Origin of the sequence: Paenibacillus sp. FSL R10-2748 (assembly GCF_038005565.1) — a bacterium.
Taxonomy (GTDB): domain Bacteria; phylum Bacillota; class Bacilli; order Paenibacillales; family Paenibacillaceae; genus Paenibacillus; species Paenibacillus polymyxa_B.
The window spans coordinates 504,859-529,495 of sequence record NZ_JBBOTK010000003.1 but is presented as its reverse complement, the minus strand read 5'-3'; the positions used below and the strand labels follow the sequence as shown (position 1 = coordinate 529,495).

General features: G+C 46.5%; 21 protein-coding genes and 1 pseudogene. 8 read left to right on the top strand and 14 right to left on the bottom strand.

Annotated features, from left to right (window positions below; genetic code table 11):
• Positions 1-3: 3 nt before the first annotated feature.
• The 7 genes from prfA to NSS66_RS12325 all read right to left on the bottom strand — a co-directional run bounded on the left by prfA (position 4) and on the right by NSS66_RS12325 (position 6,217).
• Positions 4-1,071: a peptide chain release factor 1 gene (gene prfA, locus NSS66_RS12355; protein WP_023990723.1), complete on the bottom strand. Its 1,068-nt coding sequence runs from the start codon at positions 1,069-1,071 to the stop codon at positions 4-6.
• Positions 1,072-1,342: 271 nt separating this feature from the next.
• Positions 1,343-2,443: a redox-regulated ATPase YchF gene (gene ychF, locus NSS66_RS12350; RefSeq protein ID WP_023990724.1), complete on the bottom strand. Its 1,101-nt coding sequence runs from the start codon at positions 2,441-2,443 to the stop codon at positions 1,343-1,345.
• Positions 2,444-2,576: 133 nt separating this feature from the next.
• Positions 2,577-3,068: a GNAT family N-acetyltransferase gene (locus NSS66_RS12345; RefSeq protein ID WP_053326273.1), complete on the bottom strand. Its 492-nt coding sequence runs from the start codon at positions 3,066-3,068 to the stop codon at positions 2,577-2,579.
• Positions 3,065-4,165 (bottom strand): type 2 isopentenyl-diphosphate Delta-isomerase, encoded by a 1,101-nt coding sequence (fni, locus tag NSS66_RS12340; RefSeq protein ID WP_053326274.1) that lies wholly within the window; start codon positions 4,163-4,165, stop codon positions 3,065-3,067. The genes NSS66_RS12345 and fni overlap by 4 nt, the downstream gene beginning before the upstream one ends.
• A gap of 311 nt (positions 4,166-4,476) precedes the next feature.
• The gene (locus tag NSS66_RS12335) at positions 4,477-4,968 is read right to left on the bottom strand and encodes a DMT family transporter (protein ID WP_023990727.1); all 492 of its coding nucleotides are present in this window, start codon (positions 4,966-4,968) and stop codon (positions 4,477-4,479) included.
• A gap of 59 nt (positions 4,969-5,027) precedes the next feature.
• Positions 5,028-5,732, bottom strand: coding sequence for a Crp/Fnr family transcriptional regulator (locus NSS66_RS12330; RefSeq protein ID WP_053326275.1), 705 nt, complete (start codon positions 5,730-5,732; stop codon positions 5,028-5,030).
• A 59-nt stretch (positions 5,733-5,791) separates the two neighbouring features.
• On the bottom strand, positions 5,792-6,217 hold the full coding sequence (locus NSS66_RS12325) for a DMT family transporter (protein WP_023990729.1): 426 nt from the start codon (positions 6,215-6,217) through the stop codon (positions 5,792-5,794).
• A gap of 235 nt (positions 6,218-6,452) precedes the next feature.
• Here NSS66_RS12325 and NSS66_RS12320 point away from each other — a divergent pair, with 235 nt between their 5' ends.
• Entirely contained in the window at positions 6,453-7,949 is a 1,497-nt protein-coding gene (locus NSS66_RS12320) for a phospholipase D family protein (RefSeq protein ID WP_340959029.1), read from the top strand.
• A gap of 33 nt (positions 7,950-7,982) precedes the next feature.
• On the opposite strand, the gene cls is transcribed toward NSS66_RS12320, so the two are convergent.
• On the bottom strand, positions 7,983-9,494 hold the full coding sequence (gene cls / locus NSS66_RS12315) for a cardiolipin synthase (protein ID WP_340959028.1): 1,512 nt from the start codon (positions 9,492-9,494) through the stop codon (positions 7,983-7,985).
• A 204-nt stretch (positions 9,495-9,698) separates the two neighbouring features.
• Between cls and NSS66_RS12310 the strand changes: the two genes are divergently transcribed.
• From NSS66_RS12310 to NSS66_RS12295, 4 genes are read left to right on the top strand one after another with little or no spacing between them, the layout of a single operon-like run.
• Positions 9,699-10,292: a TetR/AcrR family transcriptional regulator gene (locus NSS66_RS12310; protein WP_023990732.1), complete on the top strand. Its 594-nt coding sequence runs from the start codon at positions 9,699-9,701 to the stop codon at positions 10,290-10,292.
• 44 nt (positions 10,293-10,336) lie between these two features.
• Entirely contained in the window at positions 10,337-10,678 is a 342-nt protein-coding gene (locus NSS66_RS12305) for a DMT family transporter (protein WP_023990733.1), read from the top strand.
• On the top strand, positions 10,678-10,992 hold the full coding sequence (locus NSS66_RS12300) for a DMT family transporter (protein ID WP_013312355.1): 315 nt from the start codon (positions 10,678-10,680) through the stop codon (positions 10,990-10,992). The genes NSS66_RS12305 and NSS66_RS12300 overlap by 1 nt, the downstream gene beginning before the upstream one ends.
• 56 nt (positions 10,993-11,048) lie before the next feature.
• A complete protein-coding gene (locus NSS66_RS12295) occupies positions 11,049-11,981 on the top strand; it encodes a 1-phosphofructokinase family hexose kinase (RefSeq protein ID WP_279835480.1) in 933 nt (310 codons plus the stop codon).
• Positions 11,982-12,086: 105 nt separating this feature from the next.
• On the opposite strand, the gene NSS66_RS12290 is transcribed toward NSS66_RS12295, so the two are convergent.
• On the bottom strand, positions 12,087-12,521 hold the full coding sequence (locus NSS66_RS12290) for an Lrp/AsnC family transcriptional regulator (protein WP_023990735.1): 435 nt from the start codon (positions 12,519-12,521) through the stop codon (positions 12,087-12,089).
• A gap of 280 nt (positions 12,522-12,801) precedes the next feature.
• Between NSS66_RS12290 and NSS66_RS12285 the strand changes: the two genes are divergently transcribed.
• Both NSS66_RS12285 and NSS66_RS12280 read left to right on the top strand, forming a co-directional pair.
• Complete coding sequence (locus tag NSS66_RS12285; RefSeq protein ID WP_340857543.1) at positions 12,802-13,263, top strand: VOC family protein; 462 nt, start codon at positions 12,802-12,804, stop codon at positions 13,261-13,263.
• A gap of 170 nt (positions 13,264-13,433) precedes the next feature.
• Positions 13,434-13,898 carry a DUF3592 domain-containing protein gene (locus NSS66_RS12280; RefSeq protein WP_340959023.1) on the top strand — a complete coding sequence of 155 codons (465 nt, stop codon included), beginning with the start codon at positions 13,434-13,436 and terminating at the stop codon, positions 13,896-13,898.
• An 11-nt stretch (positions 13,899-13,909) separates the two neighbouring features.
• Here NSS66_RS12280 and NSS66_RS12275 read toward each other — a convergent pair whose 3' ends face one another.
• The 4 genes from NSS66_RS12275 to NSS66_RS12260 all read right to left on the bottom strand — a co-directional run bounded on the left by NSS66_RS12275 (position 13,910) and on the right by NSS66_RS12260 (position 20,857).
• The gene (locus NSS66_RS12275) at positions 13,910-14,524 is read right to left on the bottom strand and encodes a LysE/ArgO family amino acid transporter (protein ID WP_340857542.1); all 615 of its coding nucleotides are present in this window, start codon (positions 14,522-14,524) and stop codon (positions 13,910-13,912) included.
• A 75-nt stretch (positions 14,525-14,599) separates the two neighbouring features.
• Positions 14,600-15,349, bottom strand: coding sequence for a molybdenum cofactor guanylyltransferase (mobA, locus tag NSS66_RS12270; protein ID WP_340959099.1), 750 nt, complete (start codon positions 15,347-15,349; stop codon positions 14,600-14,602).
• A gap of 144 nt (positions 15,350-15,493) precedes the next feature.
• Positions 15,494-19,102 carry an Ig-like domain-containing protein gene (locus NSS66_RS12265; RefSeq protein WP_340959022.1) on the bottom strand — a complete coding sequence of 1,203 codons (3,609 nt, stop codon included), beginning with the start codon at positions 19,100-19,102 and terminating at the stop codon, positions 15,494-15,496.
• Between the two features lie 18 nt (positions 19,103-19,120).
• The gene (locus tag NSS66_RS12260; RefSeq protein ID WP_340959021.1) at positions 19,121-20,857 is read right to left on the bottom strand and encodes a motility associated factor glycosyltransferase family protein; all 1,737 of its coding nucleotides are present in this window, start codon (positions 20,855-20,857) and stop codon (positions 19,121-19,123) included.
• 603 nt (positions 20,858-21,460) lie between these two features.
• On the opposite strand from NSS66_RS12260, the pseudogene NSS66_RS12255 reads away from it, so the two are divergent.
• A pseudogene (locus NSS66_RS12255) lies at positions 21,461-22,683 on the top strand (MFS transporter).
• Positions 22,684-22,868: 185 nt separating this feature from the next.
• On the opposite strand, the gene NSS66_RS12250 reads toward NSS66_RS12255, so the two are convergent.
• Entirely contained in the window at positions 22,869-24,548 is a 1,680-nt protein-coding gene (locus tag NSS66_RS12250) for a glutamine--tRNA ligase/YqeY domain fusion protein (RefSeq protein ID WP_340959019.1), read from the bottom strand.
• Positions 24,549-24,637: the final 89 nt, after the last annotated feature.

Below are 24,637 nucleotides of genomic sequence, written 5' to 3'. Positions count from 1 at the left end.
AACTTAAACCTCTTGTTCCATCAAATCAGCCTGCTCTGCAATCGTGAGCGCTGATACGATTTCTTCGATCTCCCCGTTCATCACCTGGTCCAGCTTATGCATAGTTAGGCCAATACGATGATCCGTTACACGGCTTTGCGGGAAGTTGTAGGTCCGGATACGCTCACTGCGGTCTCCAGTACCTACTTTGCTCTTACGCTCGCCTGCATATTTGGCTTCCTCTTCCTGACGCAACATATCCGAAATACGGGCACGCAAAACTTGCAGCGCCTTCTCCTTATTGGAGTTCTGGGATTTGCCGTCCTGACAGGTTGCCATAATACCTGTAGGCATATGTGTCACACGCACCGCCGACTTGGTCGTATTAACGGACTGCCCGCCTGCACCGCTGGAGCAGAACGTATCCACGCGAATATCCTTGTCGGAAATTTCAATATCCACTTCTTCTGCCTCAGGCATAACGGATACTGTAGATGTCGACGTATGAATACGTCCACCTGATTCTGTTGTCGGAATCCGCTGCACGCGGTGTGCGCCGCTTTCGAATTTCATTTTGCTGTATGCACCACGGCCGTTAATCATGAAAATAACCTCTTTAAAGCCCCCGAGATCATTCATGTTCGCGTCCATCAGCTCTACACGCCAGCCTTGGGTATCGGCATAACGAGTATACATCCGATACAAGTCAGCTGCGAAGAGTGCCGCTTCGTCACCACCCGCTGCACCACGAATCTCAATAATAACGTTCTTATCATCATTCGGGTCCTTCGGCAGCAGCAAAATACGGATTTTTTCATCCAGCTCCCGCTTGCGAACACTAAGTTCATCAATCTCCATTTTGACCATTTCACGCATCTCGTCGTCCAGCTTTTCACCCTGCATGGTTTTTGCAGCTTCCAGCTCTTCAACGACATTTTTATATTCGGTATATGCTTCATAAGCAGGCTGTAAATCAGACTGTTCTTTGGAATAATCTCTAAGTTTTTTGCTATCGTTCGCTACATCCGGATCGCAGAGCAGTTCGCTCAGTTTATCGTAGCGGTCCGCCAATGATTGCAATCGGTCCAACAAGCGATTCACCTCTTCAGTTAAATTAATATGAAACCAGCTTCAATTTCACTGGCTACAGCTCTTTATTATACCAACTAATTCATGAATTAGCTACAAGAAATACTGACTAATTTAGGATTTTGCAAAAATCCACACAACATGCAATACAATAAAAAGTCGCCGCCCTAATATAGGCAGCGACCACATAATCTAGCACATTTCAGAACACACATACATTGAATCATCGTCTTTTATATATCCGAATCGAGTATTGTACTCTGGAAATTATATATTAAACATTAAAACGGAAATGCATAACGTCTCCGTCCTGCACTACATATTCCTTACCTTCCAGACGAAGCTGACCACGTTCCTTAGCCCCGTTCATCGAACCAGCAGCGACCAAATCGTTGTAGGATACAACCTCGGCACGGATAAATCCGCGTTCAAAATCCGTATGAATTACGCCCGCAGCACCCGGTGCTTTCGTTCCTTTGTGAATAGTCCAAGCGCGTACTTCCTGCACACCTGCTGTGAAATACGTATACAGGCCCAGCAAGCGATAAGCTGCTTTAATCAGACGGTTCAATCCGGATTCAGCTAATCCCAGCTCCTCAAGGAACATCGCCTTGTCTTCGCCTTCCAGCTCAGCAATTTCAGATTCTACCTTGGCGCTGATCGGCACCACTTCTGCATTTTCATCTATGGCAAAATCGCGTACCTTTTGCACATATGGATTGCTGTCAGCTTCCGTTACGCCATCTTCGCTGACATTAGCTGCGTACAATACAGGCTTCATCGTAAGCAAATGAAGATCGCGTACAATCAACCGTTCTTCATCCGACAATTCTAAGCTACGCGCCGGTTTATCAGCATACAGCGATTCCTTGATCCGCTCCAGCACTTCAACCTCTTGGGTGTACTGCTTGTTGCCACCCTTCATGTTTTTGCGGGAACGTTCAATACGCTTGTCTACGCTTTCGATATCCGCCAGAATCAGTTCCAGATTAATGGTCTGAATGTCGCTGATCGGGTCAATTTTGCCGTCCACATGGGTAATGTTCTCATCTTCAAAGCAACGTACCACATGTACAATCGCATCCACTTCACGAATATGAGCCAGAAACTTGTTACCCAGACCCTCGCCCTTGCTCGCACCGCGCACAAGTCCTGCAATATCAACAAATTCAAATGCCGTTGGCACCGTTTTATTCGGCACAACCAGTTCGGTCAGCTTATCCAGCCGTTCGTCTGGTACTTCAACAACGCCTACATTGGGGTCAATCGTACAAAATGGATAGTTTGCGGATTCCGCACCCGCCTGCGTTATTGCGTTAAACAGTGTTGATTTGCCCACGTTCGGCAAGCCCACAATCCCCGCTTTTAAAGCCATAATCAGAACAACTCCCGTTTATATAAAATATGCGTTATGCCATCCGTTAGTTTACCAACCCACATTATATATGAGAACCTATACACGCGGCAAGCATACGGTTATGAAATTCAGGATTTTGCTATATCCCTATTTAGATTTCTTTGCTCATCTGGATATCCGTAACCCGGTATCCCGATTTGCGATATACATGCAAAGCTCGCTCATTATGCCCAAATACATGCAAACCGATGCGGACAGCTCCCAGTCTGCGAGCCTCCTTTTCCAAAGCCTCCATCGCCAGCGTACCTAGACCTCTCCCCTGGTATGAATCGTATACAAGAATATCCAGTAGAAAAGCTTCTTTTCCTTGCGCGCCGTCCGTAATATTGAACCAGATATAGCCAGCTTCCTCCTGACTCTGCCCCCCGGCATCGGAAAACATCAACATATACAGGTGAGCATGAGGTGTGTCTAGCCTCTGTGGCAGGTATCGAGCAAAACTTTCTGCCGCACGTTCTGGTGCTTCTTCTACCGTCCATGTACCTGCTTGGATTTTCTCATCCGCATAGTCGGCAAGCGAGCGTTGTTCAAATCGATCATATTGCTCCGCATTCATCGGAACCAATGTAATAAGTCCGCTCATCCGTTTACCTTCTTTCTTAGTCGAGTCGTGTCTTTAAGCCCTTCTATTCCATCTACCCCAATCCCAAACATGACCGTTCGGAGTTCCAGCTCCACCTGCTCCAGGCGTGCTTCCAGTGCTTCGCTGGAGGCAACCGCCGAACCGAGCAAAGAACGCCCGAAGCCTGCCATGTCAGCCCCCAGAGCGAGCGCCTTCGCTGCATCGACACCGTCTCTCAGTCCACCGCTACCGATCAGAGCACCATGTGGCTGAGCAGCTCTAACTTCCACGATACAATCAGCGGTTGAATTTCCCCAATCCGCAAACGCCTCCGCTGCGGCACGACGCACAGGATCAGGATTACGAAATTTCTCCACTTGGCTCCAGCTTGTCCCACCTGCGCCAGCGACATCAATAAAGGCAGCACCCGCATCATACAGTCTCGATGCCGTCTCGCCATCTATGCCCCAGCCTACTTCCTTCACTCCTACAGGCACTGAAAGCTGACGACACAACTCCTCGATGCGCTGAAGCAGGCCGCTAAAATCCAAATTCCCTTCGGGCTGGAAAATCTCCTGCAATCCGTTCAAATGCAGCACCAACATATCTGCTCCGGCAATTTCCACTGCACGGCGACAATCGTCCACGCCAAATCCGTAGTTCAGCTGCACCGCGCCCAGATTGGCAAGGACCGGGATGCTGGGTGCTAGACGGCGAACCGCAAAGGTTGAAGCTAATTCTTCCCTTTCCACCGCAGCCCGTACCGAACCGACGCCCAGCGCCCAGCCGCGTCTCTCCGCTGTCTCTGCTAATCGCTCATTAATCGCTCCTGTCTCGGCGCTGCCGCCTGTCATGGAGCTAATAAGTAGCGGTGTTCGTACAGCCTGTCCTAAAAAGGTAGTATCCAGACGAACCTCGTCAAAATGCAACTCCGGCAGAGCGCAGTGCTTAAAGGCATATCGCTCTAGCCCGCTGGTGATGCCTTGTCCGGCCACATCTTCTTGCAAACAAAGGCGGACGTGCTCAATCTTCCGTTCGCCTGTCCGTGCGGCAGGTAACAAAGAGCCGGATCTATTAAAACCGTCAGGTGCTCCTTTTTCATTTTCTGTACTACTCATTTATGTTCCACCTCATCCAAAGTCACTCTGTTTATTGTATCAAGTTCAAGAAGCACAAATAAGACCGTTCCCGAACACGGTAACCGATCTATTTATCGTCTCTTATATCAAATATCGTAGCCCTTAATGTGGCTATTTTAAGATACTTTCATTGTATCATGGATGGAAAAACATATACACGATCGTGAACATTTTTTCTTTCGGAAACTCTACAGAAAAGCCGCTCCTAATTGAGCTGCCGCTTTTCTGCAAAATGCCTATTCGAAAGGACAATCCCTATCCCAGCAAGATAAAGGTCTTTACAATCTCCTTTATCCCTTCATCGAATCAGGTACAGATGAAATGCTTTCTGCTTGCTCCTTCGTACGCCCATGTCCAAATTTGAATACGAGAATACCACCGATAATGACCAATACTCCGATCAACTTATTAAAGGTAAACGGAATCTTTTCTAATCCCAGCCATCCTAACGAATCCCACAACAGGGCGGTACCTAATTGCGCCGTCAATACAATGGAGATCGCATAGGTCGGGCCAAGTCGCTTCATTCCTTGTACCAGACAGAACACAACACCGACACCAATCATGCCACTGAACCAGTACCACGGCTGCATATGCTGTAAAGCAAATGTATTTTTCCCTTCAAAAATAAGACTCCCGAGTAAGGAAGCCAAGAACCCTGTTCCCAGCACCAATGTTGTTGTGGCCCACGATCCTGTCCGTTCATTCACCTTATTATTGAATATCGTTTGCAGACTGACCAAGGCACCTGCGATAATCGCCAATACAATTCCTAATAACATATTTTAACTCTCCCTTGATGATCCCTGATATTCTTCTGCCTTTATCCTAAATGCTCCTATTACAATGATTCATAAATATTATGTCCTGCCAGTTCACTCAAACCTTTTCTGTCCCGAATGACAATGTAACCTTTGGTCCGTTCAACCCATCCATCTTCAATCATTTTGCGAATGACACGGTTGAGATGTCTATAGCTGGTTCCGATCAAATTCGCCACATCTACCAGACTAGATGCACGTAATTCCTCATGAAAAGCCGTATTCGATTCGTCAAAAGAAACCGATAGCAGGTAGCTCGCCAGCCTGACTTCCACCGGATACATGAGATTGAAACTGGAAAAGTCGGAGTCCAGGCAAAACTTTCGCGTGACAATATCCAATAGAAATTGCAGCAAAGGAGCATAGTCTCTGCCGTATTTGTTCATCCATTGGTGGTGAATACCGATCACATAGATCGGAGACACTGCCTCTACTGTGTTGATAACGTGACTACTCCGAATATATTCAACATCTCCTATGACCTCGATCGGTGTTTTGAAGCAAAGGATCAGGGTCTTCCCTTCTGTAGAACTGGTATAAATCTTGACCTTGCCCTGCACCAGTATATATAGATGTTCGATGGAGTCTCCCTGTGAACAGAGCCTTTCCCCTTGCTCCAAACGATGCAACGACAAATAAGGATGTAGTGGCTCGTAGAGTATGGATTCCAACTCATGCAGCTGCAAAAAATATTTTAGCTGCTCTTGATCCTGAATTTCTCTCATTCCTAAGCTCACCTTCAATTTCTACATACTAAGCTTTCTTTACAAGTTAAAATTCTATTTTAGAGCTTCAGAATAATTACACCCGCGATCATCATACCAATACCTATAAATTGTGGCAGTTTCATCTTTTGCTTCACTATACCGAACCATCCCTTGATATCTACCAAGAAGGTTAAACACAACTGCGCAATCAACAACGCCGAGATCGTGAACGTAACCCCAATATGTTGGATTGCCGTGACTTCACTAAATATAATAATAGCTGCAAAGGCACCGCCCCAAAGATACATTGGCTTTACCTGTTTCATTTCAGCTACATTACCATCCCTTGTAAACATCCAGACTAATGCTGCCAAAATAAAGCCTATTAGCTGAGTAACAGTGGCCGCCGGCCATGTACCGATATCCTGACTAATCCGTGTATTCGCTACCCCCTGTAGCGTAATACAAGCTCCTCCCAGAAAAGCAAACAAGATTCCTCTCATAAATCGTTATTCTCCCCATGTAAATGACTTTTCTATATATTAAAGTATAGGGCAGACTCTCTATAAAGGACATATGTCCTCAATGAATAGTAAAACATACTCCATTTCATTCCATTCAGTATCCGCGTCAATCCTGCACACTTGCGTTAATAACTTGACAGTATCCCATCATAAAACTGCATGTTCCGGCACGATAAAATGGAATGCAGTATTCAATTGAGGAGTTGATCGTCATATGACTACACGTGATCCGCTGCATTCTGTGCCGGAATATCAAAGAAAAACCGGGAAAAAGGGCCGTACTCTTAAAATCGCCATTCTGGTACTTATCCTCTGGCTGATTGCCGTCATGCTGTATCAGACCCATAAACCATTGCCTCCGTTCGTCTCTTATGAGAGTCAGGAGTATTCAACCCATGAGGTAAACTTCTGGACGGATTTGACCTATCCGACCGGGGATGGAAGCACTGCACAGCATGAAGGACAAATTTTGAATCGTATGCTCGGGATCATTGATGAAGCCCAACAATTTATCGTCATCGACCTGTTTCTGTTCAATGACTATAAGCATAAAGGTCAGCACTTCCCCCAAGTCAGCGCACAAATGACCGAGCATCTTATTGCCAAAAAGAAAGCTCATCCGGATATGCCTATCTTTTTCATTACAGATGAAGTCAATACCAACTATAATTCTGCCCCCAATCCTTTGTTGGAGAATATGAAGCGAGCAGGGATTCAAGTGGTGCAGACCGATGTAGACCCGTTGCGGGACTCCACCCCCATATATTCGGCAGTGTGGCGTACCTTTTTCCAATGGTTCGGGCAGCAGGGCACAGGCTGGATTCCCAACCTGATGGCCAGTGACGGACCTGATGTAACGGCTCGCTCCTATCTTAAGCTGTTAAACGTCAAGGCCAATCACCGAAAATTGGTTGCCAACGAACAGACAGCGCTCATTTCTACAGGCAACGTGCACGACGCGAGCGCCTATCACTCCAATGTAGCGCTGGAGGTGAAGGGGCCTATCATCGGAGACATTTTACAAACAGAGCAGGCGGTGTTGGACTTTTCGGGCGGTGGGCAGCTTCCTGCCTATACACCACAAGCCGAACCCAAAGTTCCATCGAGTAAGGACAGCTACCGGATCAAATATCTAACTGAGGGCAAGGTGTACACCTCAGTTCTGGATGGCATTGCGCAGACGAAAAAAGGTGACAGCATTCATATGGGCATGTTTTATTTGGCTGACCGCAAAGTATTGAACAGCCTGCTGGATGCCTCTGCGCGCGGTGTAAACATCCAATTGCTGCTGGACCCCAATGAAAACGCGTTTGGTCAGGAAAAAATCGGCATCCCCAATCGTCCGGTTGCCCAGGAGTTGTCCGATAAATCGGGCGGGAACATTCAAATTCGCTGGTATCATACCACCCATGAGCAGTTCCATACCAAACTGATTTATATCGCCAAGGCACAAGGAGAGCATATCATTTGGGGTGGCTCTACCAATCTGACCCCCCGTAATCTGGATGATTTGAATCTGGAAAATGAATTGTGGGTGGCCGCTCCGGCGGACAGCAAGCTGACCCGACAGGTTGCGGCCTATTTTGATAAGCTATGGAATAATCAGGGGGCTGAATACAGTTTGGATCTAACAGCTTACGAGGATCATTCAACATTTTGGAAAGATATTATATACCGTCTACAGGATATTTTAGGCTTTACTACATTTTAACTACGGGATACTGCTGTAGCGAATTCGTTTATGTTACAGCAGCGGTGAAAGCAGCCGCGCGAGTGATTCCATCAAACGTTTGAACAGACGTTTTTTCATGAATTCTTCGCGTACGATCAGACTGGCAGAGTGCAAATCTCGTTCGTAGTCTGTTACCATCTGCTGCACACTGTGCGTTTGAATTAACAGAGCGTTAACTTCAAAATTCAAATGAAAGCTACGCATATCCATATTGGCTGTCCCGATGGTCGCAACTTCCCCGTCAATGATGAGGAGCTTGGAGTGGAGGAACCCTTTTTCATATTCATATACCTTGACTCCAACCTCCAGCAACGACTGGAAGTACGAATGAGACGCGAGAAACGGTAGCCATTTATCCGGTTTTGCGGGAAACAGAATACGCACGTCCAACCCGGACAAGGCAGCCATCCGTAAGGCAGTCAGGATATCTTCATCCGGGATAAAATAAGGAGTGGCAATCCAGACTGATTTTCGGGCAGATGTGATCATGGAGAAAAAGAGATTTTTAAGTACTCTCCGCTCATTATCCGGGCCGCTGGCAATAATCTGCACGCCTCCATCCGTAATGGGTTCAATATTGGGAGACAGATATTCGCTATCGAGCACCGACTCGCCCGTCATGTGAAGCCAATCCTGTAAAAATATAAGCTGCAACGTCCGCACAGCTTCGCCCTTCACAATCATATGCGTATCACGCCAAAAGCCGTAGGCTTTGTTGCGGCTGAGATACTCATCCCCTACATTTAGTCCACCAATTAATCCGATATTACCGTCGATGACTACAATTTTACGGTGATTACGATAGTTTACCCGACTGGAGAAGAACAAGATCCGAGCGCCGCCGTACGCAACAACCTCTACTCCTGCATCTCTCATTTCCTTCAAAAATGACTTCGACAACTGAATACTGCCCACCGCATCGTACATAAACCGAACCTTAATACCCGCTTTGGCCTTTTCGATCAAAATCTTCTGAATGCTGGTACCGATATCATCCGACCGGAAAATGTAATATTCCATATGGATATGATGCTGCGCCTTGCGCAGTTCTTCCAGCAAAGTGGAGAAGGTTTCATCTCCATTGTTCAGAATTTGAGTTTCTGTCGCAAAATAAATCGGGGAGCGGGCCAGTCTGCGGGCCAAACGCATCAACTGCTGCTGCTCATCTGTAAAGCAGGTCAGATCCCGTTTGACTCGCAAAGCATCCTTTTCAATGCGGTCGTAAGCCTGTTGGTCACGCAATGCCTTTTTGTCATACTTGCGACGCTTGAATACATTTTGCCCAAACAAAAAATAAAGAGGAAGTCCAACGACTGGCAGCAATGCCAGCAGCAAAATCCAGGACATCGTGGTGGAGGGATTACGATTCTCCGTAAAAATAATCAGACTGATGGAGATCACTGTCAGAGTGGAAAAAATACTGATGACAGTTCCTTCATTTTTGCCGATGTAATTAAACAAGCCAAAATAATAAATAATAAACACCATAGCCGCGATCAATACGGCCAGTAAGCTTCGCCTCATAACTAACCTCACTTCCAGTGGACTGCATTTGACAGGTATTCTTCATTATATTGTACATGAGCCCCTTATTTCTTCCCACTTTTTTATTAAAATGTTGATAAAAAAATCCAAAGAAAAGCTTTATACAAAACGCAATGATGCTGGGTTGACACTTACTTTTTTTCGTGTAAAAATAAACTAACGAACGTTAGGTAGGTGAAAATAATGGGGATGGAAGAGATTCGAAAGGCCGCTCTTTTTCAGTTTGCCACCAATGGGTATGAGGGAGCCTCCTTGAGCAGTATTGCCGCTGAGGTCGGTATCCGAAAACCGTCTATATACGCGCATTTCCAAGGCAAGGAGGATCTGTTTCTACAGGTGGCGAGGTACGCTTTTCAAGAGCAGAATTTACGTATTTTCGAATACTTTACGGAACGTAAAGATCAGCCGCTTAAGCATACCCTGCATGACTTCTTGTTTTGGATGGGACAGGAATATGAGAGCAACGACTCAGCCAAGTTTATGCTTCGCTTTTCCTTCTTTCCGCCTGTATCGTTGTATCACGAGGTGCTGGATATTGTTAATCCTTTTCTGGATAAAATGGAGCGAAAATTAACTCGCCGCCTCCGGAATACACGGGATCGGGAACCCTTTGGGCATATGGAGCCAGTGGATGTGGCTTTAGCCTTCATGACACTGGTGGACGGAATCATGGTGGAGCTACTGTACAGTGGAAGCATCAACTACCACCGAAGACTGAACGCTGCATGGCCTATTTTTTGGCGTGGGATTACGTTAACCTCACCTCATGAAGCGTGAAGCCGTCGAACTTATAAAATCTATTTTTGAGGAGAACATTCATCATGAATCGCAGTTGGATTTACGTTTTTGTTGGCGGCCTGATTGAGGTCGTATGGGTATCGGGTTTGAAGCATGCGGATTCTGCACTCGCCTGGGCTGTAACCGTGCTGGCTGTGGTAGCCAGCTTTTATTTGATCATGAAGGCTGCGAAGCGTTTGCCTGTAGGCACGGTATATGCTGTATTCACCGGACTGGGGACAGGGGGAACGGTCGTAGGCGAAATGCTGCTATTCGGGGAACCGTTTCAATGGTCCAAAACGCTGTTAATTGCCCTTTTGCTGGCAGGTGTGGTCGGCTTGAAGTTAGTTACCGACCGTGATGTTCAGGAAGGGAGTGGTGCATAATGGCTTGGATTGCATTGGTTATCGCGGGATGCTCGGAAGTGTTAGGAGTCATCGGTATGAAGGGCGTTACGGTGGGCAAAGGCTGGAAGTCCTTAGTGCTTATGGTCTTATCCTTTGTTCTTAGCTTCTCTCTACTCAGCTATGCCATGAAAAGTTTGCCTATGGGAACTTCCTATGCGGTATGGACAGGCATCGGAACGGTTGGCAGCACGATTACAGGCATGTTCTTGTACGGTGAACAAAAAAGCGTACTGCGTGTTTTATTCATCGCCATGATTCTTGCCGCAGCATTGGGATTAAAGCTGATATCTTAACATGAGCGAATGGCATCAAATGTTGCAAATTGCTGATCTTAAAGGAGTGATGCCTTGTGATTACCACCGTAACGCTTAACGCGGCTGTGGATAAAGTCTACACGGTTGCAGGCTTCGGTTTGAATGCCGTCCACCGCATTAAAGGCGGCCTGACGGTACCGGGCGGCAAGGGCGTGAATGCCGCTCGCGTCATTCGCACGCTAGGCGAGCCTGTACGAGCGACCGGGTTTGCTGCCGGACACACCGGACGGCTGCTCATTGACGGGTTGAGCGCAGAAGGCGTAAGTGCCGATTTCATTGAAACGGCACATGGGGAAACCCGTCTCGCCATTACCGTGCTCGACCCGTCCGCGCGCACGCAGACCGAGCTGATCGAGAGCGGACCGACCATTGGGCCGCTTGAATTAGCCGCACTGCGGCGCAAAATCGAGACCCTTGCCGAGGATTCGGCTTGGGTCGTATTCTCCGGCAGCCTGCCACCCGGCTGCCCGCCCGATCTGTACGCCGAGCTGTGCACGCTGGCGAAGGCGCGCGGCGCGCGGGTGGCGCTGGACGCGAGCGGTGAGGCGCTACGCTTGGGGCTGCACGGAAAGCCCGACCTCGTGAAGCCTAACGAGGACGAGGCCGCCCACTTCGCGGGAATCGACGCAGCGCGCCCGGATGCCGCTGAAGCGGCGGCAGCAAAGCTGCTGGAAGCCGGAGCGCAGCTGGCCGTCATCTCGCTCGGCGCGCGCGGGGCGCTGGCGGTAACGAGCGATGCGCGCTACCTCGTGAGCCTGCCAGACGCGGACATTGTCAGCGCGCTCGGCAGCGGTGACGCCATGGTCGCCGGGCTGGTCACCGGCGCGGCGACGGGGCTGGATCTCCCGGCCATGCTACGGCAGGGAGCGGCCTGCGGCACAGCGGCAGCTCTGCACGCCATGGCCGGGAAAATCGAGCTCCAGGACGTGAAGCGTCTGGAGCAAGGCATTACGGTGACGCTGTTGTAATTCAGCGTCACTTTTTTTATTTCATCTAAATATTCACTTATTTTCATTTCACAAAGCAGTTATTCCGAATGCTCTATATTCCAAATATGAGCTTTTCCGAGTTGCTTACAGCAGAACCCTGTTCTCCAGTATATTTTTCATACAAATATGCGACTTCGAAGGACCCAGCTTGACTAGTGAATCCTGAAGCTCTGCAATTTCCTCTACCGACGCGGTTTGTACCTTCATGAGATAATTAAATTCCCCACTAATGCGAAATAAATCGGTGACTTCCTTCGCCTCTCTACAAAATTCAACCAGCTCTTGGCAATGTTCTGTCTTTATTAGAATAAATGTAGTCGTCCCTCGATTCATTTCCCGTAAATTAAATACGGTGCTATATCCAGAAATAATCCCTCGTTCTTCAAGCTTGGTTATCCTTTCTTTAACAGACGGCTGTGACATCGAGATTTCTTTACTGATTTGGGAAATAGTTATCCGAGCGTCATGCTGTAGCAATTTCATGATTTTGTAATCTATATCGTCAATGTGATGCTGCATATCGAGCCCTCCTAACCTGAATTTAAAAAAATAATATTTTTCACCCAAATTAACTTTTATTTAATAATTAATATAGTATAAAAACCTTACTTTAAATATATAAGCACCACATAATTATTCATATAATAAGGTTTACTTACATGAGGATTTTGCAAAAATCTCATAAGCGACTTCCAATGAACAATATATAGATCGAAATGGTTTAGTTCGTCTATATATTGCACTTCGGAGCGGCTGGAATCGAATTTTGCAAAATCCTGAATCAAAAGGAGGATCTGAAATGAGCGTAAAGGGACTAGCGCATGTTGCCATACAAGCCCGTGACTATCAAGCGACCATTGCATTTTATACCAAGGTATTGGGATTTAAAAGAGGACATCACTGGAGTCTTCCGTCTTTTCGAATTCAAGAGGCTTCCATGCTGATCTCACCCGATCAGAGAACCTGTCTCGAAATTTTTGATAAAGATGCTGTCATTCCTGCCCAAGGAAAAAAAGCTTCATCCGAGCAAGAGATTGCTCACGGGGCTTTATTACACTTGGCATTTTACGTAGACAATGTAGATGAAATATATCAAAAAGCCCTTGCCCACGGAGCAAGAACCTTTGTGGAACCCAATCAACTTACACTTGGGGAACCTCCTCTGATTGTAACAAATGCATTAGTCCACAGCCCTAATGGTGAGGTTATCGAATTTATCAAGGATGTTGATTTTGATATGTCCCTATCGAGCAAAAAGTAATCCTCGCAGCTATTAAAAAGATCCACTTCCCGGTGAAGTAGGATCTTTTTATATTCCATACAGCTCTGCCGTTATCTCTATGGAAGAATTAAACTGTTTCTAAAAAAAGTCCGATATATTGATTATCGCTTTGTTTAAAGGAGTAGATTATCATCTCAATTGATTTCAATGTGTATTGGTTTCATTTTAGCTCCGATCTGCTGATGCCATTGTTCAGCTTGATTGGACTGCTACTCATCTATTTTGGATTCAGAACGATCCGTCGTCATCGTTATCGTAAACGCCACTGGGTCCGTACCAAGGGGCAAATCGTTGATGCGCATATCGAAGTAGATATTGATGTCGTTCCCTTTGACCGAGATGATCCGGTAGATACTAGCTACACCCGCCGATTAAAGGTGCGCTTCTATACAGCTTCAGGTGAAGTCGTAGAATTCTGGAATCCTTATAGCACCAACCTAAGCCTCAACCGGGTTGGCAGCAAGATTAAGGTATTATACAATCCATCCAACCCTCGGGACGCCCGAATTGCAGGCGGTGTAAATGGTGCTGGCTGTCTGGCCTTTATGCTGTTTTTGATCGGTGTTCCCTTTGCTTTGAGCGGGGTATTCGCTGTTTTGAAGTTTTTCCTCTAACCAGGCTTGGATCACATACTGGTAATAAAATTTATCGCCATATACATTGCCAGGCCTAAAATAATCAGTGCCGATATTTTGTTGAGCACAGTCCCAAACTTCCCTTCTGAATCCATACGTCCCACGAGACACCCCGCCGTTGCCAGACCGATGAACCATATCCAAGATACGGACACGGCAGCCAGACCAAAGGCCCAGCGTTCCCCGCCGTCATAATGAAGGGAGCTGGTTCCAATTACCCCAACAGTGTCGAGTATGGCATGTGGATTCAATAGCGATACCGAAGCGGCAAAAATCATCTGTCGTTTCGGGCGCATCGCCTGACTTTCTCCTGAGGAAGCTGCCTTCGACCTCCATAGAGTCCAGACCATATACAGCAGAAACAAACAGCCCGCTGCATAGAGTACGTTCGTGAGCCATAGAAATTGCTGCAAAATAAGAGACACGCCCCCAACCGCAAGCGTGATCAGGATTGTATCACAGACACCCGCTGTAATGACAGCAGGCAGTGCATTGCGAAACCGCAACTGGGACGCTCCTTGATTAAACACAAATACATTCTGTACCCCCAAAGGCAAAATCAAACCCAGCGCCAATAAAACAGCATGGATAATAGCTTCCAACATGTTATGTACTCCCCTCAAAACCATTACACTTCTTCTGTCGTATCTTCCGTTATTTCCTTCCCGATCTTGATGTGGTTATCGTTCTGGATTTTCCAGGTTCTGTACACGTTCGGTACGTTTTTGTATATGCTCCAATTGCTCCACTGTAGTCTGATAATCTTGCGGGTAGTTCATATTAAACACAGCTTGCCGCCACATCTCTAAGCTCGCACCTGGCCAATCGCCCGCTGTCTCATAATGAACGTTCAATGAATCTAGCCAGTCGATCAGACGAAGACGTCCACTACGCAGACATTGCTCGGCAGACGGCAACACACTTTGATGATATATGCCTAGCAGCGGATGTATACGTCCATCCACAGAGGCGATCACTGCCTGTAATGCTGGTTCTGCTGGCTGGAGCAATGAGCCATTTCCTGTCAAGGTTGTATGATCTCCTTGTACTTGTTGCTTTCCTTGTTCACTACTTGTCTCTTGCGCCGCTGCCCAGTTCGTTGCGTGAGTAAGCAAAGCACACAATATCTCTGGCTGCACGAAGGGCATATCGCAGGCAACGACAATGCCCCACTCCGTTGTGGAAGCAGAAAGCCCCGCATGAATGCCGCTCAAAGGCCCTAAGCCGGGATACAGGTCTTTTGTCGTTTCCAGATCAAACTCTCTATACTGTTGTGCATCCCGGGTCACTACAATAACCCGTTTTGCTACCTGCCCTAGCACAGCAGCTATTCTCTCCAGTACCGTAATCCCTCCCAGCTGAAGCAGCGCCTTGTCCTGTCCCATTCTGCTAGAGCGTCCGCCCGCCACGATAATGCCAGTCACCTCCATCATCACCATCGCACCTCCTTTTTTCTAAAAAAATCTATCATTGAACAGCGATAGCTCTAATAATAGCATCTATTATAAAGCATAAAAATGGCGATCCATACGGACCGCCAAAAAAGAGTACTTATTCGTCTAATTTATTGTTTTTTAATTTGTGAATTTAATAAGTTGCAAAAACCGTTTTAATATCGAGGTCGCTTCTACCCGCGTTGCCTGTTGTTTGGGAGCAAGCAGGTCTGGAGACACACCCTTAATTAAGCCTTGCTCTGTAGCCTGCGCCATAGCATCTTGAGCCCAAGGGGAAACAGTAGATGCGTCGCTGTAAATCTCTTTATATTTCTCATTAGTAGGATCAGCATTCAGTGTTTGAGCATAATGTACAGCCTTTTCGGTAATAACCACGATTTCCTCACGCGTAATTAACCTTTCTGGTCCAAATGACTGATCCCCATAACCACGAATCAAACCAGCTTCCACCGCAGCTCCAACACTACCAGCATACCAGGCATTTTCTTTCACATCTGTAAAATGTCCCGTTAACGGCTTTTCCTGCATACCAAGTCCGCGAACAAGCATTGACACAAATTCAGCTCTTGTTACAGCCCGATTTGGTTCAAAAATATCAGACTGAACACCTTGGACAATCAACTTGTTTGCCAGCATCTCTACATCTTTCTGCGCCCAATGATTTTCTAGATCCTTAAACTTTTTGTCTGCTGAGACTACAGCATAAATGCTGTTATGGTTTGACTTAATAATTGCCTCTAATTGCCCATCCACATTCTGTATCAACACGGGAACAGACGACAACACACCTGTCTTAGGATCGAACCAAACGGCCGCTATATGCTTAGGATCAACTTCATGATCGAGAATCAATTTCCGTTCCACGTAATGCCCGAAAAATTCAGTGATCTCTTGATCTCCAGCCATAAGCTTGAAATCAACCGGGTTTACGACAACATTCGCTAAACCCGTGTCTGCAATAGCTTGTCGCACTTGTGCACCGTTTTCGCCTGACAGCGCTGAAATTTCGACGATCAGGTTGTCTTCAGGATATAATGAGACCAATTTGCCAACTAATTCAGCAGAAAGAGTAAACTGGGCTACTGCTGTGTGAATGCTAATCGGCACCTTTGTATTTTCTTTCTCATATTCCTTTAAAAAGGTAGAAGGTATACTCACTTTTGCTGCTTTATTGTACCCCGAGGCGTTCACGACCAACTCTTTCTGCTCACCGATTGTAACATTCAGGGCTTGGCTGACGTCTCCATCGTTCAAACCAATAAGTTGAATAGTGCGGCTCTTATCGGCTACTGTCTTAGCGTCTGTTAATACGGCTCCCGTCTTAGTCTCTGTTTGGGAAGCCGCTGACGAAGTACCCTGAGCTGACGTTTCCTTATCCTTAGAACGATGTGAGCGCTCATCTCGTACGCGGAACGCCCATTCCTCTGGAGTATGCATCCCCACATACGGATTCATTGCATGGTCTGTCAGCGCTCCCGAGGTAATTTCCAGATAGTACGACTTTCCTTCTTCCAACCCGCCTGATAGCTCGATGTACGCTATATTTTCCTCGCCTTTTAACGTAAAATTCGAATTTCCTGCACCGGATACTCGCAGTTCGCGAACCACTGCCCCACCTGAGGCTTCGTGGAGCCTTACATAGCCTTGGTTCCACTTCATCGGCTCATTAAACTCCAGCATAAAGCCTGCATACTGGCCTGCACCACTAAGCTCTGAACCTTCCGGTGATACCTTCCTTACCAGCTTCGGCGCTGTGGTGTCTGCCGTCTGGAAGGTCCACATGTCCTTGTCCCAAATGGCATTTGTCCCCTGACCCGCACGGTCTACAAACATACCCGAGCTGACCTCTACATAATACTGGGTACTATCTGCCAGTGGATGATCCAGTTCCATCCGCACATGCTGACCACTGATATGTACCGTGCCACCTACGACTGTACCTCCGCTCACGTTAATCCGGCCCGCTTCACTTCCATCCTTCTGGTGCACTACCAGATGGCCTGTGCCTAACTGCACCTCTTCACTGAAGCTCATGTGCAGGTTCGGGGTGAGCGTATGTGCATATTCACGGGGGTATGTATAGATAGAATATGGGCGCTCATCTCGTACGCGGAACGTCCAATCCTCAGGCGTATGCATCCCCGCATACGGGTTCATCGCCATATCCGTCAGTGCTCCCGAGGTAATTTCCAGATAATACGACTTCCCTTCCTCCAGTCCACCCGATAGCCTAAAGTACACTACATTCTCTTCGTCGTTGATCGTATAATTCGCATTCCCGGCTCCGGATACCCGCAGCTCTCGCACCACGGCCCCACCCGAAGCTTCATGGAGTCTTACGTAACCGTGGTTCCACTTCATCGGCTCATTGAACTCCAGCATAAAGTTCGCATCTGGACCCGCTCCGCTTAGCTCTGTACCTTCCGGCAATATTTCCCTTACCAGCTTCGGTGCTGTGGTGTCTGCTGTCCGGAAGCTCCACGTGTTCTTATCCCAAATGGCGTTTGTTCCCTGGCCCGCGCTATCTACAAACATTCCCGAGCTGACCTCTACATAGTACCCCGTACTATCCGTCAGCGGGTGATCCAGTTTCATCACCACATTATGACCACTAAAATGGATATCTCCCCCTGTGACCGTTCCTCCGCTTATGTTTATTCTTCCCACTTCACTTCCATCTTCCTGATGCACCACCAGGTGGCCTGCTCCCAGTTGCACCTCTTCGCTGAAGTTCATGTACAGGTTCGGTGTGAGCGTATGTGCATATTCACGGGGGTATGTATAGATAGAATATGGGCGCTCATCTCGTACGCGGAACGTCCAATCCTCAGGCGTATGCATCCCCGCATACGGGTTCATCGCCATATCCGTCAGTGCTCCCGAGGTAATTTCCAGATAATACGACTTCCCTTCCTCCAGTCCACCCGATAGCCTAAAGTACACTACATTCTCTTCGTCGTTGATCGTATAATTCGCATTCCCGGCTCCGGATACCCGCAGCTCTCGCACCACGGCCCCACCCGAAGCTTCATGGAGTCTTACGTAACCGTGGTTCCACTTCATCGGCTCATTGAACTCCAGCATAAAGTTCGCATCTGGACCCGCTCCGCTTAGCTCTGTACCTTCCGGCAATATTTCCCTTACCAGCTTCGGTGCTGTGGTGTCTGCTGTCCGGAAGCTCCACGTGTTCTTATCCCAAATGGCGTTTGTTCCCTGGCCCGCGCTATCTACAAACATTCCCGAGCTGACCTCTACATAGTACCCCGTACTATCCGTCAGCGGGTGATCCAGTTTCATCACCACATTATGACCACTAAAATGGATATCTCCCCCTGTGACCGTTCCTCCGCTTATGTTTATTCTTCCCACTTCACTTCCATCTTCCTGATGCACCACCAGGTGGCCTGCTCCCAGTTGCACCTCCTCACTGAATGCCATATACAGATTTTCATAAAAAGAAACACCGCTTTCCTGAGGTGAAAGCCATGTATAGTATGGAGGCTCGTCCATTTGCGCCTGCATATAGACTGATAAGGCCACGGGGGATGAGGAAGCGTCTTGTATGAACCCGTCCGACACCGACACATTCTCCGTCGTATTGTCGCTTACGCTCTCCGATGCAAACGTCGCTGAAATATATGGGTTGGCTAGGTTGAGCACCTGTGTTGTCAGTACACTTACCTTAATCATTCGATTTACATGATTCTTATTTCTTTTCTTCTTACTCATATACGTGCTCCTTTTTATCTAGGTGTGAATGGAATGGTGAAATTCATGGATCTCATTCTTGATTTCCATATAATCCTGCTGGCATTTCCATATGAAATCCCCGAAGTACAGCAGAATTTGCTCCCCTCTGATTAGAGGATTCCTACTGCTCTGAATGGCGCCCATTTTACTGTACAAAAACTCATACCGCATACGATGGCGAGGAAGAACATATACTTTGAAAAAACAATTACCTAATAATGAGGCAAATAAGTCATCAAACTGTCCAAAGGACACGTTCAGCATATTGGCCTGCTTCAGACTGAGCTTATGTTTGATGCCGAGCAAAGCATGATGAATCTGTTCCATAATGGTTTGAAAAACCTCTTCATCCCGCTGAAGCTCTTCAATGCGTGACCTCAGAAACATGAGATCGTATTCCGAATTACTGCTGGTTTGCAGCCACGCATCGTCAATAGCACCTTTTAACCGCGTCTGGATTACCTCTTCCAAGTTCTGAAAAGATGTTCCTTTGATAACAGCGCCTTCACGCGTTGTGTTTATAAATTCAGTTCCCTTCACTGTACTAATGTAAAACTCCATCTCTATTTTCATTTTAATAAAAGAATGTCGTGTAACTACCTGTTGACCATGAACACCCTGTACACGCGGCAAATCGGCACTAGCTGGAACACCTTGGGCATGAGTAATCCCCTCAGCATAATATTGTTCATCCCGATAAGCTAAATTTTGCCCTACCAACACAACAGGGTCTGCTTTCATCTGGATCAGACATTGGAGTGCAATGACCGCTACTGAAGGAGCATCGTTAATAATCGTTGGTTTATTTCCCTCCGGTGTACGCAATACGTGTTTGGAGAGTTCATCCTGAGAAATGATGATATGCATAAGACGACCTGGATAATGATCGAGTGTGTGTTTACCGACCGTACTGCCGAAAATAAGTGGAATTGAATCAATTCGCTTGTCGATCACCTTTTGAATTACATTTACGTTGTGTTCGTTCGGGTCATAACTGAACGTGCCGTGCGGATAAATGCCATGCTCCACCAGCGTGTTCACTGCCGATCCTACTGTAAACAGATAAGCAAGATTATTCTCACGAATATGTCGCAGGTGCTCAATTTCGTCGTTAAGCGAAGGTCCAGCAGATATTACTAAGGCTGGCTTACCCCTAATATGCTCTGAGCCCGCCTGCAGAAAATCCGAACTATGTAAAATATAAGGGAAATTATGAATACTGTTTAACGCCCATTTTTTTTCGTACACGTTATTGATAGCCATTTTGTCCTTCTTGTTAGAGACCATTTTGTACAATATTTCATTAAACTTCTTCAGTTCCGCAGCAAATAAGGAGCGATACGGGAGCCATGGAACAACTAGGATCCCAGATACACGGTCGATCAACCTATGCAGTGTACCGATTGTCTCTCCTGTCATTCCTCCTACCATTACCTCTTCGATCATCTCATCAGCCAGCCAATCGTTTTCATTCAGATGCTGCAAAAAAATATTCATCAAACCAGTGTCTGGCTCGACGATGGAGAAGCTGGTATTCGGGTACTTGCGTAGAAATTCACGAATATGATACCCAAGTCCTACACCAAAAAAGATCACGTGCGCTTGAGGTTTAACCTCGTTAAAACCCAAAACAAATAATTCTGCTTCCCGCCTAGGTTGCTCAGGATCATGCAAATAATATGATTGTCCCTCACGAGTCAGTATTACATTGGGCTCGTTGGTTTCAGAAGTCACCAACGCACCTCCTTCTCCTGCCTGAAGCAAAAGAAGCCGAGGAAATCGGCGGTACAAGGAATTGTCTCTATGATGCTGTAATGCCATTTTCCATCCCTTTCCACCCGATATTTCATAAAACCAACTATACAGGCCAGTCGATTAAACCTATATCATTTCTTACGAAGCATAGTATTCTGATTTTATGTAATATCTGCGACAATATATTTTTATTCAAGAAAAAATAATCCTAAATTCTCCTGATTATGGATTAAGTATCGGCTATTCTATGTATAAACTTTAGGTCTTAAGAACCTATTTATAAATAAAGATTTTGTAACTAACCAAGCATTTACTTGAACTAACCATATATAGTCTTAAACCCTGTAGTTCGTCTACATGTCGCCCCTTAGAGCTACAAAAACAATAACTAGTAAAATAGCGAAATAATCATTAAGTTTGCATAAACCAATATCAAATTAGTATCTTCTAATAATTATTACATAATTGTTAATTTATTGGTTTGTTAACCCTTTCAACACATGATACATTGGAATAAAGAACCTCCCACAGATCGGCATCGATGCGCAATTCTCTATCGGGCTAAGAAAGGAATGGCTTGTCTTGCAAAAGAGAGAAATTCAAGAGACTCCTCTATATTCCTTAAAACTGTATAATTTTTTTCTATATGGAGCTATGGTCATTTTCTCCAGCTTCTTCCCGTTGTATCTGCAAGATATCGGCATGGACAAGCTGGAGATCGGGAGTCTGATGGCCATCGGACCTTTTGTATCCGTATTCGCGAACCCTTTTTGGGGCTATACAAGCGACCGGAGCCGTAACCTCCGACGTATTCTGCTATTTATGATTATAGGTACCTTGTTATTGCTGCAAGCTTTATTTCATGTCCATACGTATATCATGATTTATGTGTCGATGATTGGTTTTTATTTTTTCCAAAGCCCTTTATTTGCGCAAAGCAACAGCCTAATTCTCAGCTATATTGAGGGCACAGACCGGAAATTTGGTTCATTCCGTATATGGGGTTCCTTCGGTTGGGCTGTGACAGCAGCAGTTGCCGGCATAGTTATTGACCAAACGGGGATATCCAGCATATCCACCATCTTTACGGTACTTCTTCTGGCTGCATTGATCTGCACCTTGTCGATTCCACCACTGAAAAGCACTGTGGAGACAGCAACTATTCATTTGCGTGGCTTTGGCAGCGTTTTAATGAACGGATACTTTATATCCTTTATTTTATTGGGCATCCTTGTATCCATCCCGAATTCGATCAACAGCGCCTTTATGTCCCTGTACATCACCGAGCTGGGCGGGTCCAAACAGATGCTTGGTTTTGCCGTTTTTATGTCATCGGTATTCGAAATTATTGTCTTTTTGCTGTTTGATCGCTTCTTGAAGAAAAGAATGACCGTGATGGTCGGTTGTTTGGCACTCGTCAGTTTGCTGTTTGCCTTACGGTGGGAACTGATGGCTCTGGCCACAGACCCGATTCAGATCGTGTTCATTCAGGCACTTCATTGCGTCACCTTCGGTGGATACTTCTATGTAGGCACCCAGTTGACCGTCCTATTTACCCCTGCAGCATACCGATCATCCGGACAGGCCGTATATACCTTGACCTGGAGTGGTATATCCGGTATCGTAGCAGGTTTTGCGGGAGGTTGGCTATTCCAGAACTTTGGCGGAGAAATGATGTACCATGCAGGGGTCTTTTTCGCCCTACTTGGCTCTGTGGGATTCGCTATCATGTGGTATATGCTGTACAAGAACGGTTATCAGCCAGGACTGCCAGCGGGCACAAACGAATAGAAGAAGCCCCTTAACAACACTAAAGGAATGAGCTATCCCCTCTTCCCTTCTGGCTTGTTAGCAAAGACAATAGAGTATCGTCAAGTCAATGATCATGTATAAAGAGTGTGCATGCGTAAAATAAAGGAGTCTGCCGTCGGCAGACTCCTTTTCAACTTGGTCGCACGAAGCTACCATCTGTCCCACACTTTCCAACAACCTATTGCTTAGGCAATTGGAAAGAGCTTTTCAACGATACAACACGGTTAAATACAGGCTCACCCGGCTTGGAAAGCTTCGGATCGACACTGAAATAACCATGACGGAAAAATTGGAACTTGTCCTGCGATTGAGCTTCTTTCATGTTCGGCTCGACATAGCCATGAGCAATTTCCAAAGAGTTCGGATTCAATTGGTCAAGGAATGTTTTTTCCGATGCATCCTCTTCAATCTCTTCCGTGTCCTCTGCGTTAATCAAAGGCTCATACAAACGGAATTCGGCAGGTACAGCCTGAGTAGCCTCCACCCAGTGGATCGTGCCTTTCACTTTACGTCCTGTAAAGCCTGATCCGCTCTTGGTTTCTACATCATAGGTACAGTGAATCTCCGTTACATTTCCGTCCGCATCCTTAATCACATCGTTGCATTTAATGAAGTAAGCATGTTTGAGACGCACTTCATTACCAGGGAACAAACGGAAGTATTTGCTCGGCGGATTTTCCATGAAGTCCTCACGCTCGATATAAATTTCACGGGAAAATGGAATTTGGCGTGTACCAAGTTCAGGGTTTTCAGTATTGTTTTCCGCCTCTAGCATTTCAACTTGTCCTTCAGGATAGTTTGTGATAACCACCTTCAACGGATCTATGACTGCCATGGTGCGGGGTGCCTTAAGCTTCAAATCCTCACGTACAAAATGCTCCAGCACCTGCAAATCAATGACTCCGTAGGCTTTGGAAATGCCTGTCTCATATACGAAGCTGCGGATGGCCTCAGGCGTATAGCCGCGACGACGTAAACCGGATATCGTCGGCATACGCGGATCATCCCAACCATCTACATGCTTTTCATCCACCAGAAGCTTGAGCTTACGTTTGCTGGTTACGGTTTGAGCCAGGTTCAGCCGTCCAAATTCGTATTGGTGCGGTACCTTTTCCATCTCGCATTCAGCTACAACCCAATCGTACAGCGGGCGCTGATCTTCGAACTCCAGCGAACAGAGCGAGTGCGTTACTCCCTCAATCGCATCTTCCAGCGGATGAGCATAGGAGTACATTGGATAGATGCACCATGTGTCGCCTGTATTGTGATGTGCTGTGTGTGAAATGCGGTAAATAACCGGATCACGTAAATTAATGTTTCCTGAAGCCATATCAATTTTGGCACGCAGCACCTTTTCACCATTTTGGTATTTGCCTGCACGCATCTCTTCAAACAGCTTCAGATTGTCTTCCACACTGCGATCCCGATAAGGGCTATTTTGCCCCGGTTCGGTCAGTGTGCCACGAGTTTCGCGGATTTGGTCCGCGCTTTGGTCATCCACGTAGGCTCTACCTTTTTGGATCAGCAGGATGGCACGCTTGTACATTTCTTCGAAATAATTGGAGGCAAAATGTTTTTCCTCCCATTCATAACCGAGCCACTTCACGTCCTCCTGGATGGAGTTCACGTATTCCGTGTCTTCCTTCGCCGGATTGGTGTCGTCAAAACGCAGATTGGTGCGTCCTCCGAATTCATCTCCCAGCGAGAAATTGATCCAGATAGCTTTGGCATGTCCAATATGCAAATATCCGTTAGGTTCAGGCGGAAATCGTGTAACAACCTCCTTTACCTTACCCGTACGTAAATCCTCTTCAATAACATTTTTAATAAAATTGGGGGGAGTGATCGGCTTCTCCACGCTAATCAACCTTTCTTCCGTATAATCTGTGTAAAACCTGTTCCCTTAAATATACCCTTTCACACCGCATAACTCAATAAAATGAAAAT

What these genes read in the sequence shown, in the direction of transcription:
- ychF (WP_023990724.1), bottom strand. Translation starts at nt 2,443, where the DNA reads ATGGCTTTAAAAGCGGGGATTGTGGGCTTGCCGAACGTGGGCAAATCA.
- NSS66_RS12345 (WP_053326273.1), bottom strand. Translation starts at nt 3,068, where the DNA reads ATGAGCGGACTTATTACATTGGTTCCGATGAATGCGGAGCAATATGAT.
- fni (WP_053326274.1), bottom strand. Translation starts at nt 4,165, where the DNA reads ATGAGTAGTACAGAAAATGAAAAAGGAGCACCTGACGGTTTTAATAGA.
- NSS66_RS12335 (WP_023990727.1), bottom strand. Translation starts at nt 4,968, where the DNA reads ATGTTATTAGGAATTGTATTGGCGATTATCGCAGGTGCCTTGGTCAGT.
- NSS66_RS12330 (WP_053326275.1), bottom strand. Translation starts at nt 5,732, where the DNA reads ATGAGAGAAATTCAGGATCAAGAGCAGCTAAAATATTTTTTGCAGCTG.
- NSS66_RS12325 (WP_023990729.1), bottom strand. Translation starts at nt 6,217, where the DNA reads ATGAGAGGAATCTTGTTTGCTTTTCTGGGAGGAGCTTGTATTACGCTA.
- NSS66_RS12320 (WP_340959029.1), top strand. Translation starts at nt 6,453, where the DNA reads ATGACTACACGTGATCCGCTGCATTCTGTGCCGGAATATCAAAGAAAA.
- cls (WP_340959028.1), bottom strand. Translation starts at nt 9,494, where the DNA reads ATGAGGCGAAGCTTACTGGCCGTATTGATCGCGGCTATGGTGTTTATT.
- NSS66_RS12310 (WP_023990732.1), top strand. Translation starts at nt 9,699, where the DNA reads ATGGGGATGGAAGAGATTCGAAAGGCCGCTCTTTTTCAGTTTGCCACC.
- NSS66_RS12305 (WP_023990733.1), top strand. Translation starts at nt 10,337, where the DNA reads ATGAATCGCAGTTGGATTTACGTTTTTGTTGGCGGCCTGATTGAGGTC.
- NSS66_RS12300 (WP_013312355.1), top strand. Translation starts at nt 10,678, where the DNA reads ATGGCTTGGATTGCATTGGTTATCGCGGGATGCTCGGAAGTGTTAGGA.
- NSS66_RS12290 (WP_023990735.1), bottom strand. Translation starts at nt 12,521, where the DNA reads ATGCAGCATCACATTGACGATATAGATTACAAAATCATGAAATTGCTA.
- NSS66_RS12285 (WP_340857543.1), top strand. Translation starts at nt 12,802, where the DNA reads ATGAGCGTAAAGGGACTAGCGCATGTTGCCATACAAGCCCGTGACTAT.
- NSS66_RS12275 (WP_340857542.1), bottom strand. Translation starts at nt 14,524, where the DNA reads ATGTTGGAAGCTATTATCCATGCTGTTTTATTGGCGCTGGGTTTGATT.
- mobA (WP_340959099.1), bottom strand. Translation starts at nt 15,349, where the DNA reads ATGGAGGTGACTGGCATTATCGTGGCGGGCGGACGCTCTAGCAGAATG.
- NSS66_RS12265 (WP_340959022.1), bottom strand. Translation starts at nt 19,102, where the DNA reads ATGAGTAAGAAGAAAAGAAATAAGAATCATGTAAATCGAATGATTAAG.